10 protein-coding genes and 1 pseudogene are annotated in these 13,673 nt (G+C 34.0%); 7 read left to right on the plus strand and 4 right to left on the minus strand.

Translation table 11 applies throughout. The annotated features are described in order from the left end of the window. Window positions 1-112: 112 nt before the first annotated feature. From sufC to AC6ER9_RS08010, 7 genes and pseudogenes are all read left to right on the plus strand, one after another. Window positions 113-868, plus strand: coding sequence for a Fe-S cluster assembly ATPase SufC (gene sufC, locus AC6ER9_RS07980; RefSeq protein ID WP_497075326.1), 756 nt, complete (start codon window positions 113-115; stop codon window positions 866-868). 7 nt (window positions 869-875) lie between these two features. Next, window positions 876-2,138 (plus strand): Fe-S cluster assembly protein SufD, encoded by a 1,263-nt coding sequence (gene sufD / locus AC6ER9_RS07985; protein ID WP_497074205.1) that lies wholly within the window; start codon window positions 876-878, stop codon window positions 2,136-2,138. Window positions 2,139-2,148: 10 nt separating this feature from the next. Continuing rightward, window positions 2,149-3,393 carry a cysteine desulfurase gene (locus AC6ER9_RS07990; RefSeq protein WP_497074206.1) on the plus strand — a complete coding sequence of 415 codons (1,245 nt, stop codon included), beginning with the start codon at window positions 2,149-2,151 and terminating at the stop codon, window positions 3,391-3,393. After that, complete coding sequence (locus tag AC6ER9_RS07995) at window positions 3,386-3,787, plus strand: SUF system Fe-S cluster assembly protein (RefSeq protein WP_497074207.1); 402 nt, start codon at window positions 3,386-3,388, stop codon at window positions 3,785-3,787. Before AC6ER9_RS07990 ends, AC6ER9_RS07995 begins: the two co-directional genes overlap by 8 nt. Before the next feature lie 57 nt (window positions 3,788-3,844). Beyond that, window positions 3,845-5,484 (plus strand): annotated as a pseudogene (locus AC6ER9_RS08000) (site-specific DNA-methyltransferase). Window positions 5,485-5,577: 93 nt separating this feature from the next. Further along, window positions 5,578-8,256 (plus strand): DEAD/DEAH box helicase, encoded by a 2,679-nt coding sequence (locus tag AC6ER9_RS08005; protein ID WP_497074208.1) that lies wholly within the window; start codon window positions 5,578-5,580, stop codon window positions 8,254-8,256. 286 nt (window positions 8,257-8,542) lie between these two features. Continuing rightward, complete coding sequence (locus tag AC6ER9_RS08010) at window positions 8,543-9,481, plus strand: COG2958 family protein (RefSeq protein ID WP_497074209.1); 939 nt, start codon at window positions 8,543-8,545, stop codon at window positions 9,479-9,481. 448 nt (window positions 9,482-9,929) lie between these two features. On the opposite strand, the gene sodC is transcribed toward AC6ER9_RS08010, so the two are convergent. The 4 genes from sodC to AC6ER9_RS08030 form a co-directional block, all read right to left on the minus strand. Then, a complete protein-coding gene (sodC, locus tag AC6ER9_RS08015) occupies window positions 9,930-10,457 on the minus strand; it encodes a superoxide dismutase [Cu-Zn] SodC (protein WP_497074210.1) in 528 nt (175 codons plus the stop codon). Between the two features lie 383 nt (window positions 10,458-10,840). Further along, window positions 10,841-11,197 carry a hypothetical protein gene (locus AC6ER9_RS08020; protein WP_497074211.1) on the minus strand — a complete coding sequence of 119 codons (357 nt, stop codon included), beginning with the start codon at window positions 11,195-11,197 and terminating at the stop codon, window positions 10,841-10,843. Then, window positions 11,175-11,519, minus strand: coding sequence for a hypothetical protein (locus AC6ER9_RS08025; RefSeq protein ID WP_497074212.1), 345 nt, complete (start codon window positions 11,517-11,519; stop codon window positions 11,175-11,177). Before AC6ER9_RS08025 ends, AC6ER9_RS08020 begins: the two co-directional genes overlap by 23 nt. An 883-nt stretch (window positions 11,520-12,402) precedes the next feature. Beyond that, window positions 12,403-13,620, minus strand: coding sequence for a UbiH/UbiF family hydroxylase (locus tag AC6ER9_RS08030; protein ID WP_497074213.1), 1,218 nt, complete (start codon window positions 13,618-13,620; stop codon window positions 12,403-12,405). Between the last annotated feature and the right edge of the window lie 53 nt (window positions 13,621-13,673).

Consider the following 13,673-nt stretch of genomic DNA (forward strand, 5'->3'; position numbering starts at 1 on the left):
AAAAGTAACTTCTATGGTGATGACCAAAAGAAGCTGTATGCTAAAGAAAAATACGCATTGATATCTGAAAAAACAGCCAGAACAAGACTTACAGCGAGAACAGGATTTAATGATGTTAGAGATAAAAAATTTGCACGCCCGTATCGCAGGGACGGATACAGAAGTTATTCGTGGTTTAAACCTGACGGTTCAAGATGGAGAAGTTGCCGCGATCATGGGGCAGAATGGTGCCGGAAAATCAACTTTGTCTTATTTGCTTGCTGGTCGTGATGATTATGAAATAACACAAGGGGATATTCTCTATAAAGGACAATCACTTTTAGAAATGGATCCAGCAGAACGTGCGGCATATGGTATTTTTCTTGCATTTCAATATCCCATGGAAATACCAGGGGTAGCAACAATGGAATTTTTAAAAGTCGCGATGAATTCTCAGCGCAAAGCACGTGGTGATGAAGAGCTTAAAATTCCTGAATTTATAAAATATGTTAAAGAGGTCTCAGCTAAGCTTGAAATAGATATGGACATGCTAAAACGTCCATTAAATGTAGGCTTTTCAGGGGGAGAAAAAAAACGCGCTGAAATTTTACAAATGGCACTTCTTGAACCTAAACTTTGCATTTTAGATGAAACGGATTCTGGTTTAGATATTGATGCATTAAAAATTGTTGCAGATGGTGTTAATAAACTTAAAGATTCAAACCGTTCATTTTTGGTGATTACCCATTATCAACGGCTACTTAATTATATTATTCCTGATACGGTACATGTCCTCCATAAAGGACGAATTATCAAAAGCGGAGACAAATCCTTAGCGCTTTATTTAGAACAAAATGGCTATGCTGATCTTATCAGGGAAGCGGTTTGAGGGTATTATGAAGGTACAGCAAGAACTTTTACCGGTTGAAAAAAATATTATTAGTAATTTCAATCAGTATATCAATGACTTACTGGGTGATAAAGTCGTATATGAAATTCGCAAGAGGGCTCTTGAGAAGTTTCAAGCGGCACGGCTTCCTTCCCGTAAAATCGAAAATTGGCATTATACCAATCTGCGCACGTTACTGAAATCTGTGAGTAATTTTTCAAAAGATCAAGATAATCAATCAATTGACGCCTTACTTTCAAAAAGCGCTGTTTTTTCCTTAAATAATGGAAAAGTAGCAACACAGTCAAAGGTAGATGAGATTACAATAAAATGCCTTTCAGATGCATTAGAAGATAATTCTGTAAAGATTGATCAAAACATTTCTGATGAAGATTTTATTGGGCAATTGAATACAGCTTTTGTTACAGATGGTTGGCTTTTTAACATTCCGGAAAATACAAAGCTAAATATACCTATTGAATTACAAAATATACAAATGGGAGGACAATCTCATACTTTTTCAGACATAAAAGTTGATAAAAATAGTCAAGTTATGTTTATTGAACATCAAGTTGGCAATGATCAAGATACTTTTGTCAGTTCAGTATTTTCATTAGACATTGCCGCTCATAGTGAGGTTACGTGGATTCTCATTCGCAATCGTGGTTTTAATTCGACGCAATTTGGTCGATTGCGTGCTGTTCTTGCTCGAGGAGCGAAGTTAGCACTTTATGTCATTAACATAGGAAGCCAACTCAATCGTCAGGAAGTCGATATTGAATTACAGGGGGAGGAATCTGATTTTCAATTGCGTGTTATCAATTTATTATCAGGACAAACACATAGTGATCTTACCATGACCGTTCGTCACGTGGAAGAAAAATCAACTTCAACTGAAATTATACGCAATGTGGTTACAGATAAGGCTGTTGGTGTTTTCCAAGGCATCATACGTGTTGCTCAAAAAGCGCAAAAAACTGATGCACGCATGGCCTGTAACAGCCTTATTCTTTCAGATGATGCTGAATTTAATGCAAAGCCTGAGCTGGAGATTTTTGCTGATGATGTTGCCTGTGGTCACGGGGCGACGGTTGCTAATATTAATCACGATTATCTATTTTATCTTATGGCGCGCGGTATCCCTTTTAAAACGGCTCGTGCTCTTTTGATTAAAGGATTTATTGCTGAGCTCATTGATGACATCAAACAAGATAATATCCAAACTGTTTTGGAGAATATTATTGGTCAATGGCTTGAAAAAAATGTTTAAGAGAGAAAAAATGGAAAATGACGTACAAACATGCAATTATAATGTCGACGAAATTCGACGTGATTTTCCTATTTTACACCATCAAGTTTATGGAAAGCGATTAGCATATCTTGATAGTGGTGCTTCTGCTCAAAAACCACAATCAGTCCTCAATGCAATGAATCATTATTATCACTATAGTTATGCTAATGTGCATAGAGGAATGTATTTTTTAGCTAATACAGCAACACAATTGTATGAAAATGCTCGTGAAACTGTTCGTGTTTTTCTGAATGCTCAAAAAGCTGAGGAAATTGTTTTTACGAAAAATGCAACAGAAGCAATTAATACGGTTGCTTATGGTTGGGCAATGCCCAAACTCAAGGAAGGTGATGAAGTTGTTCTAACGATCATGGAACATCATGCAAATATTATTCCTTGGCATTTTCTGCGTGAACAAAAAGGTGTAAAACTTATTTTTGTGCCCGTTGATGAAAACGGTATTCTGCACATTGAAGATTTCCAAAAGGCTTTAAGTGAAAAAACCCGCCTTGTTGCTATAACCCATATGTCCAATATATTAGGCACTGTGCCTCCTGTTAAGGAGATGATTAAGCGAGCCCATCAAAATTCTATTCCTGTTCTTGTTGATGGTTCTCAAGGAGCCATACATTTAACTGTTGATGTGCAAGATCTCGATTGTGATTGGTATGTTTTTACAGGACATAAGCTTTATGGTCCCACCGGTATAGGTGTTCTTTATGGTAAGGAACACCGGTTAGAAGAAATGCGTCCTTTTCAAGGGGGAGGGGAAATGATCGAGGAGGTAACAACCGATAAGGTTCTTTATAATGCTCCTCCTTATCGTTTTGAAGCAGGAACGCCTCCTATTGTTGAAGCTATTGGATTAGCTGCGGCTATTGACTATATACAAGAGAAAGGTCGCAGTACAATTCATGCCCATGAAATGTCTCTTTCAGCTTATGCGCATGAAAAACTGAAAACGATTGAATCATTGCGTATTTATGGTCACTCTCCCAATAAAGGCGCTATTATATCGTTTGCAATTGAAGGTATTCACGCCCATGATATCGCTATGTTTATTGATAGAAAAGGGGTTGCAATACGTGCGGGAACGCATTGTGCCCAGCCTTTATTACAGCGCTTTGGTTTAACATCTATTTGTCGTGCGTCATTAGCCATGTATAATACTCAAGAAGATATAGACCAATTCGTCGAAGCATTAAAAGAAACAAGGACATTTTTTAATGGGTGAGTTAATAGAAGAGCGTCATTCTACAGAAGCTGCTGAAACTGTAAGCGAAAATAAAAACTCTTACATATCAGCAATTCCCGCAGACGAAATTGATCGTATGACGAATGATATTATTGCTGCTCTTAAGACAGTTTATGATCCAGAGATTCCTGCTGATATTTATGAGCTAGGACTTATTTATCGTATTGATATCGAAGATGATCGTTCAGTAAAAATTGAAATGACTCTTACAGCACCGGGCTGTCCTGTTGCCGGTGAAATGCCAGGATGGGTAGAAAATGCTGTCAGTGCCGTTGAAGGGGTTTCGCATGTTGAAGTCACTATGACTTTTGATCCACCATGGACCCCTGAGTGTATGTCAGAAGAAGCACAAATTGCTGTTGGATGGTACTAACAATACTGTTTGTGGATACGTTATTTTTCACAAACAGTTAGATTTAAAAACGATCACATGCATTATAATAAACAAAAATTAGAACTTAACTGGATTGGAAAAGAAAAACGCCCCAAACTGGAACCTCGTATCTTATTAGAAGATGTTGAAAAATCTTATCATGCTTCGCATCAAATATCATCTCAAGATATTTTTGATAATAAACTTATTTTTGGTGATAATTTGCTCGCACTCAAGGCGCTTGAGCAAGAATATACGGGGAAAATAAAATGTATCTATATCGATCCACCTTATAATACCGGCAATGCCTTTGAACATTATGAAGATGGCTTGGAGCACTCCATATGGCTCAGTCTTATGAGAGATAGGTTAGAATTGTTACATCATTTGCTTGCGGATGATGGAAGTATTTGGATATCGATTGATGATGATGAACAAGCCTATCTGAAAGTGATGATGGATGAAATTTTTGGTAGAAAAAATTTCATCAACAATATTATTTGGCAAAAGAAATATGCCCCACAAAATGATGCAAAATGGCTTTCCGATAACCATGATTTTATAATGGTTTATGCTAAAGACAAAACGATTTGGCGTCCTCAATTGCTTCCTCGTTCAAGCGATATGGATGCCCGCTATAAAAATCCTGATAATGATCCTCGGGGTCCTTGGAAATCCGGAGATTTATCCGTAAAAAGGGTAACTCTTAAGGATATTTATGAAATCATCACACCTTCTGGTCGCAAAGTGATTCCCCCTCATGGCAGAAGTTGGGCTATGAGTGAAAAAAAGTTTTCTGAATTATTAAAAGATGATCGCATTTGGTTTGGTCCAACAGGAAACAACGTTCCTTCGCTAAAGCGTTTTTTATCAGAAGTAAAAATGCTATGGTTTCCATGACGATTTGGCCCTATACGGAAGTAGGACACAATCAAGATGCTAAAAGAGAAGTCAGAGCCTTTAATTCTGAGAGTGTCTTTACAACTCCCAAACCTGAGCGTCTCATGGAACGTATTATTCAACTTGCCACCAATCTCGGTGATCTTGTCTTAGATTCTTTTGCAGGTTCTGGTACGACCGGTGCCGTTGCTCATAAAATGGGCCGCAAGTGGATTATGATCGAACTTGGTGATCATTGTCACACCCATATTATCCCTCGTTTAAAACAAGTGATTGATGGAATCGATCAAGGGGGAATTTCCAAAAGTGTCAATTGGCAAGGTGGTGGTGGATTTCGTTACTATCGTCTTGCACCTTCTCTGTTGCAAAAAGATCCATGGGGGCAATGGATTATTAGTCGCGAATATAATGCGGCAATGCTTTCAAAAGCGATGTGTAAACATATGGGATTTACCTATGCGCCGGATGAAAATCACTATTGGATGCAAGGATATTCCACGGAAACAGATTATATTTATGTAACAACAAGTGCTATGACCCATGAACAACTGCGTATTATAAGCGAAGAGGTTGGTTCTCATCGCACATTGCTGATTTGTTGTACAGCCTTTGATACAAAATCAGCATCCTTTGAGAATCTGACACTGACTAAAATCCCCCGTGCAATATTAGAAAAATGTGAATGGGGAAGGGATGATTACAGTTTAAATATTGCCAATCTTGAACCAATGATTGAGGTAAAGGAAAACAACAAAGATAAAGATGATACGCAAGCAGAATTAGATTTATTTGGATAATATATAAAAAGCGGAGTCTCTCATGAACACTGTTGAAAAAAGGATTTCTGCTCGTCTATCCTTGCGTGATCCTCAACGTGAACTTTAAATATTTTGGTAAACATTTTAGAAAAGTTAGAGCTTTCTAAAAATGCTGATTTGGTTGCAGAATTAGAATTGGTAAAAAATCTTTATCCTTCTGTACAAGACTTTGAAAGAAACTTTCCTTCTTTTTGTTTTGCTTTAGCAACAGGCGTTGGAAAAACGCGACTTATGGGTGCTTTTATCAGCTATCTTTATTTGACAGGTCGTAGTCGTCATTTTTTTATTTTAGCGCCGAATTTGACGATTTATAAAAAATTAAAACAGGATTTTAGCCCCCAAAGTTCAAAGTATGTTTTCAGTGGCATGAGTGAATTTATTGCCAATAGACCCGTGATCATTACCGGTGAAGATTATGAAAGTGGTAAAGGTATTCGCGCCGATAAACAGAACTTTCACGGGCAAACGCGTTTGTTTGAAAATAGAGATACAGCTTTTATCAATATTTTTAATATTTCTAAAATAAATACAACGGATAATAAAAAAGGTGCACTAAAGTCGAGTACTCCACGGATTAAACGCTTACAAGAGACAATAGGTGAAAGTTATTTTGATTATCTCGCCAATCTTCCTGATTTAATTTTATTAATGGACGAGGCACATCGTTATCGTGCTTCTGCTGGAGCTGCGGCAATTAATGAGTTAAAGCCTGTATTAGGAATAGAGCTTACAGCAACGCCCAAAACAATAGGGGTAAAACCTGTAGATTTTAAAAATGTTGTTTATAGTTACTCACTTGCAGAAGCAATGAGGGATGGTTTTGTAAAAGAGCCTGCGGTTGCGACACGTAAAGACTTTCAACCTCAAAATTATACCCCTGAACAATTAGAATATATTAAATTACAAGATGCTATTCATGCCCATGAAAATGTGAAAGAAGACTTAATGGCTTATGCCAAAGATTATAATAAAAAGTTTGTTAAGCCTTTTATTTTAGTGGTTGCTCAAGATACAAATCATGCACAGAAATTGCGTGATTTATTAGAATCAGATGATTTTTTTGCGGGGGTTTATAAAGGAAAAATCTTAGAGATTCATACAAAGAAATCCAATATAGAAGAAGATCAAAATATTCAAAAGCTCATTGCGATTGAGGCTCCTCATGAGTCAACAGAAATTGTTATTCACGTTAATAAATTAAAGGAGGGGTGGGATGTTACTAATCTCTATACGATTGTACCATTACGTGCATCGGTGTCAGAAATTTTAACTGAGCAAACCATTGGGCGTGGATTGCGTTTGCCTTATGGATGTAGGACGGGTGTAGAAGCTATTGATCGTTTAACAATCATTGCACATGATCGTTTTCAAGATATTATTGATCGTGCAAACGATCCAAACTCAATTATAAAGAAGCATATTGAAGTTGGAGTAGGTGGGGATATACCCTCTGAAAAGACAGATATAGTGATGGTTCCAAGTCAAGCAGAAGCTTTATTGATGCAAACGGTGGTAACGGGTCACTCTAATATAAATGGAGCATCTGATTTACAAAATATCATCTCACGTAATACAGATTTCCCTATATTAACGTCTGAGGAGCAAGAAATTGCTGCTATCGCGTGGGATGTTATCGAAGAGAATGATAATTTACCAAGTTCTCAAATGCTTTGTTCTGAGTCGATACAAGAAAAAATAAGCAATCAAATTATGAGTGCTATGCCGTTAGCACAAAAGGCTCTCGTATCAAAAGTGGTTAAAACTCTAACAAAACAATTACCAAAATTGATCATAGATATTCCCAATATTGTACTCATTCCTTCGCGTGAGGTTACTTATGGTTTTTCTGATTTTGATTTGGAAAATCTAGAAAGCTTAAATTTGCAACCTGTTAGTCAAGAGCTTTTAATTCGAGAATTGCGCACACATAAAAGTATTTTTCTTAGCTCTAAGAATGAATATATCAAAGAGCCTCATCTTGAAAATTATATCATTCGTGGCTTAATTGATAATGACTTTATCGATTATGATAGCCATACACTGTTATTACGAAAATTAGCTGTCCAGATGGTCGAGCATTTCCGATCTTATTTACCCAATGATGCGGCTGTTGAGAACGTATTAATTCACTATCAGCATAAACTTAATAATTTTATTGTTGCACAATTAAGAAAACATCAATGGGAAACAGAAAAAGATTATGAAGTTAAAGTGACACGAGGTTTTACAACTTTAACACCTATCCATTATGTGTTGCCGCAAGGAACATCGCCTGTTGATTTTCGCAGTATTCCTGCCATTAAAAGCGATATTAAAAAACTTGTATTCAGCGGTTTTAGAAAATGCTGTTACCCTTTGCAAAAGTTTGATTCAGTAGAAGGGGAATTACGATTTGCTCAGATATTAGAGGATGATGCACAAGTATTGAAATGGATGAAACCTGCTCGGGGATTTTTTAGAATAGAATATGATAAAGGCTCAACCTATGAACCGGATTTTATTGTAGAAACGAAAGAGGCAAAATATCTTTGTGAACCCAAAAAAGCCTCAGAAATGCAAAATTCTATTATTTTAAAAAAGAAAGAAGCAGCAGTTCAATGGTGTTATCATGCAACGCGCTATGCGGCTACTTATGGCTGTAAAAAATGGCATTATGTGCTTATCCCTCATGATGTTATTCAAGCAAATAGGAGTTTTGAAGGTTTATGCGCAGAGTTTACCATTTCAGAATCTATACTTGAGAGTTCATAACGTTTAAAACAAATAAGTTTTTTATTGATGGATGTGAGGCTCAATAAAGTGTTTAAATATTATTTTTAATTTTGTGCGCTATTGCACCATTAATTTAAAAATATTGGGGATTGCTTAAATTATAAAATTATTATTTTTTTCTGAATACACGAAAATAAAAGAAAAAATATATAAAAGAATTATGCAATATTATGTTTTTTTTAAAAATCAACAGGTTATTATTCTTAACTCTAAAACATTTAAATACAATGGAATATCCAGAGGATAAAAGGGGGAGATTTTATATATGACTTTGAATTTAACAAACACTGTTTTTAATTTTTTAAAGAAAAACCCGTCAAAAAAATTTACGGCTCGAGAAATTGCTCAATGGATATTTGAAAATTACCCAGAAAAATGCCGCCAAAAACAAAAGCGTTCAACGGCAACGATCATGCCCCTTAAGAACGATACAGCTCTTATTCAGCAAATTGTCGCTGAAATAGGATCTAAGCGACCTCAGTTACAAAGGCGTTATCCAGAAATAAAAACCACAGAAGGACGACCACGGCAATATTATTTTACAAAACAAACAGATAACGCTGAAATTGATGCCGTAGAGGATAATACAGAGAGTAGAACAAAAGATGGTTCTGTTAAAGAACAAGATCTTTATCCGTTATTATCTAAATTTTTATGGTCAGAGCTTGCCGTTTACAGCAAGCGCATTAATGAGAAATGTTCTCACAATAAACATGGTTCGGGCGGAAACAAATGGCTTTATCCGGACCTCGTCGGGATACAAGATTTAAGTAAAGAATGGAATCGTGAAATCAAAGATTGCGTTTTGCAATATTTTGATAAAAAGACGAAGCTTTGGTCTTTTGAAGTTAAAGTTCTCATCAATCGTTCAAATTTACGAAAAGCATTTTTTCAAACAGTTAGCAATTCTTCATGGGCTAATTTTGGTTATTTAGTTGCGAGTGAAATTGAAGGTGTTGATACATTAAAAGAGTTGCGGATGCTTTCAAGTTTGCATGGAATTGGATTTATAAGACTCGACGAGGAAAATGCTTCTGAGAGTGAAATTATAATTCCAGCTAAAGAACGGACTGATATTGATTGGGATACTGCTAATAGATTAGTGGAGGAAAATAGAGACTTTCTTCATTATGTTAAGCTCATTCGTCAATTTTATCAAACTGGTGAGATACGTTCATCTGATTGGGATCATATGGGTTCATGAAAGGTATTTAAAAGACACTATTTGCTTAAAAGCTCTTTTTCAGAGTAATAAAAAATTACTCTCACTGTTTTATTTGCCTTATTATATTAATTTATAATAATATTCAGTCTTCTTTAATGTATCTTAGAGGTTAGAATATTGTAATATTCAATCGTTTCAAGCTATTTTATATTGATATTAAAACAATAAAATTTTTCGTGTATGTCTCAAGCGAAGGTGAGTAAAATTTCTTGCTCATATTGAGAGGCTTTATTACGTAGAATTTATATTTGTATCTTCTCAGTTCCGATTGTTGTTCGTCTTGATTATTGTTAAGCGCTTTATTATCCATATTAAACATTCAAAAAGAAATATCAATTTTATAAAATTATTAATTCTTGAAATAAATTTCTATTACATCTTATGCTAAAGAGAGTATATACTATCATAGTTTATCACAATACTCTCTTTATTTTCCAATAATACCGCACGCTATGCGTGCACCACCTCCACCAAGCGGTAATGGTTTATCTGATTGATTATCTCCTCCTAAATGAATTATTAATGAGCGCTCTGTAATTTCAGAGATTTTTTTCAGTCGTGGAGCAAGAACGCTCATCGTGGCATTCCCATGCTTATCAACATAAAGTGCTGGTAAATCACCAAGATGACCATTGATATTATAAGGTCCTAGATGTTTTCCGGTATGTTCAGGATCATAATGTCCACCTGCGCTTCCACCAATTATGTCATCTTTTGTATTACATGAAGGATTTTCATGTATATGAAAACCATGCATCCCTTCTGGTAAGGTAGACAAATGAGGAATGAAAACCAAACCATGTGTGTTTTCTTCAATTTGAATGCTACCAATAAACTTTTTTGAATTATTATCTTCTAGTTTATAAATATTTACTTTTGTTGATAGTGCTAATGCAGAGTTTTTATAATTTAAAAATGCTGTAAAAGCTAAAAATAATAGTATTATTCTTTTCACAAAATACCTTATTAAATAACATATAAATATAGATAAGTTATTTAACTTAAATTTACATAAAAATAATAGTTTATATAAAAAATATTAAAAATTATTACTAATTATAAAAAGTAAATAAGTTAAAATTTAAAATATAATTTTTTATTATAAAAAATTATATCTTTTTTTATCTGCAAAATAGTAAATATATCTCATTTATCTTTCTTCAAGAGATGCGTTTCAAAAAAAATTATTTTTTGAGGTATAATAAGAACTTAAGCCTATAAATTTAATAGGTGCGCGATGATTTTATTTATAATATGATGAACATTTCATCAAAAAACAGCATATATAATTTATGGATAAATTTAAGCTTTGTTCATAGAAAAAATGACGAAAACTTTTTATTTATCGTGAAATTTATAAGGGAAAGGACGATTATGATTCATATAAACTTCCCATAAAATACAGCATATACCGATAGCTCCCCCCATTCCTGATCCTATTAGTGCTCCTATGATTATTCCGGCAGAAAGTGCTATTCCGATACCCATGGCGATAACTGGACCAAATCCTGGAAAAGCAATATAGCCATAAGTAGCAAGAGTTGCTGAGATTGCTCCTGATATGCTACCGTTTAAACCGCCAATGAAAGCAAACTCTTTAATAGAGTGATAGCACTTTTTGAAAAAAAATTCCTTACAACGATGAATAGAAATATTGCTGTAAGTTTTTAAATTAATCATATTTTTTTCTTTCATGTTGAATGCTAACTGTGCCTGAGTAGTCAACGGATACAAGAAAATGGGACTTTTTAAACTTTACTAAGGCACGCCAGATTCCTTTGTCATCTAAACGCAATCGTTTAATATTCTTAAAACCATTTTGCATGAGACAGTTTTTAACTTGTGAAGCAGTAAATGAATTCTGACCAATTTTAGTGATATTTTGAGTAGTGTCGTAGATAAAGGTTTGACAATAAGGAAGATGAAAAACTTCACTAATTGAAGTAATGACGATCAATGAGACACATATAATCATCATAAAAAAAATACTTAAGTTTAAAAAATTATTTAGTTTCATCTTGTCACTCTTTAGTAAAAACAACACTTTATTAACCATTGTATTGCGAATCAGTTCCTAAGATGATTTTATTTTTAATATTATGCTTAACAACAAAACTTTTTTAAAATTTATTGATTAAATAAAACTGTTTTTTATTATTTAATTTATTATAAATAATATATTTTATGCTATTCATACTACTAAATAAAATTTAAATTACATTATGATTATATGCATAATTTATAAATATGCTTAAGTAATATAATTCTGATATTTTATACATTATATATAATAATATATAGATTATTTTTAATTAAATATGAGCTATAAAAATATTAATTTTTATATATTATAATACAAATAATAAATATTATTAAGATATAAGTATTAATATAAATAATTTTTATATTACTCATTTATAAAACATAAGTTATATCATAATAATTTATTTACTCTTAATTAATTAAAATTATTGGTATGTTATAAAATAATCTTGTGTATGAGTAAAAGTCGATGAAGGAACAAAATATTTCTTAGAAACGCTCTAAAATATAAGGAGATCAAAACATTAAGATAGAAAACAACTATAATGCGTACGGATTTTCAGATTTATAAACATAAAAATAATAGTTCAGTAGTTTTCCGTTTATACAATTAAGGGAGAGGGCTATTGCTAAATGAGTTTAAGTATTAAATGTCACTTTAAAACAAGCACATAAATGAGTGAAATAAACTCTTTAGTATACATGTTCTGTAATGCATAAGCTGAAATTTAAAATACACTTATATTATTGGACTATTTATGTTTTATGCCCTTATTATTATTTTTTGGCTTTCATGAGCAATTTAGATACAAAGCTAGCATTTATTTTGCATTATTATCCCTTATTTCTCAATAGAGTTATTTAGGCGATTTTATTGAAAATATTGGCATCATTTCCTTCAATCCATAACCGGGATATATTCCTTCACGCATAAATAAATTACGTAATGGCGAGCAATTATGTAATAAACCAAGTCCAACACTTCGTATGATATGAACAGGAAACATATGAGAAAGTAAAGTAGAATTAAGGGTATGAACAGCTGCACTTCGAATTAATATATCTGGTTTTCGGCATTTATTATACTGTGCAATAATTATCTCAGAGTTAGAATTGGATATTTTATCGGATAAAACATCAATCAAAGTTTGAACATCACGGAATCCTAAATTTAATCCCTGTGCTCCAATAGGGGGAAAAGCATGAGCAGCTTCACCTACTAGGATCGTTCGATTAGCAGCAAAACGATGAGCGAGAAGTCCTGAAAGCGGCCATGCTTGAATTGATGTTTCTAAGGTTAGTTTTCCAAGCATTGATTGCATTTGGTTTTCGATTATTTTTGCAATTGCTTTTGATTCTATATTCAATAATTCCTCAGCACGAGAAGGATGAACAACCCATACAAGACTGGATCTTCGGCCTGGTAGTGGAACCTGTGTAAATGGACCTTGTTCTGTATGAAATTCAGTCGATGTGTTTTGATGAGAAAATTCATGAGAAAAGTTGAGAACAAGTGCTTTTTGTGGATAGTTCCACTGTTTGACACTTATCCCCGCTGCCGCACGCGTAAGAGAATGCCGTCCATCAGCAGCAATAACAAGTGGTGCTTGAATGACCTTATCATCAGCAAGAATAATAGATACATGGCTTTTGGTATGATGAAAAGATTTGGCTTCAGAAACAAATCTTTTAATATTGGGCATTTGTGTAACAGCATCGTTTAAAGCATTGCTCAAGTCTACATTGGGTATATTATAGCCAAAAGCTTTTTCACCAATTTCAGCAGAAGAAAAATGCACTGTAGGAGCCCGCACAATCCTAGAAGTTATATCGATAATTCTCATGCATGATAAAGCTGCAGCTCGTTTTTGAAGACTATGCCAAATATTGAGTTTTTGCAGTGTGTGTATTGCAGGCATCATAAGAGCTGTTGTTCGTAACTCATCTGTATGAGCAGGAGGGCCAACAAGAAAAACAGAAAAACCCTCATGCGCAAGCCTCAATGCGGCTAACATCCCAACAGGACCTGCACCAATAACAATAATGTTTTTATATTCTTTCTTCTCAACGATCACAACAATTTGAGCCTTTCCTCATTGCGCAAATATTTTAACATTTCTAAATGATC

The organism is Bartonella sp. SL317 (genome assembly GCF_059687655.1).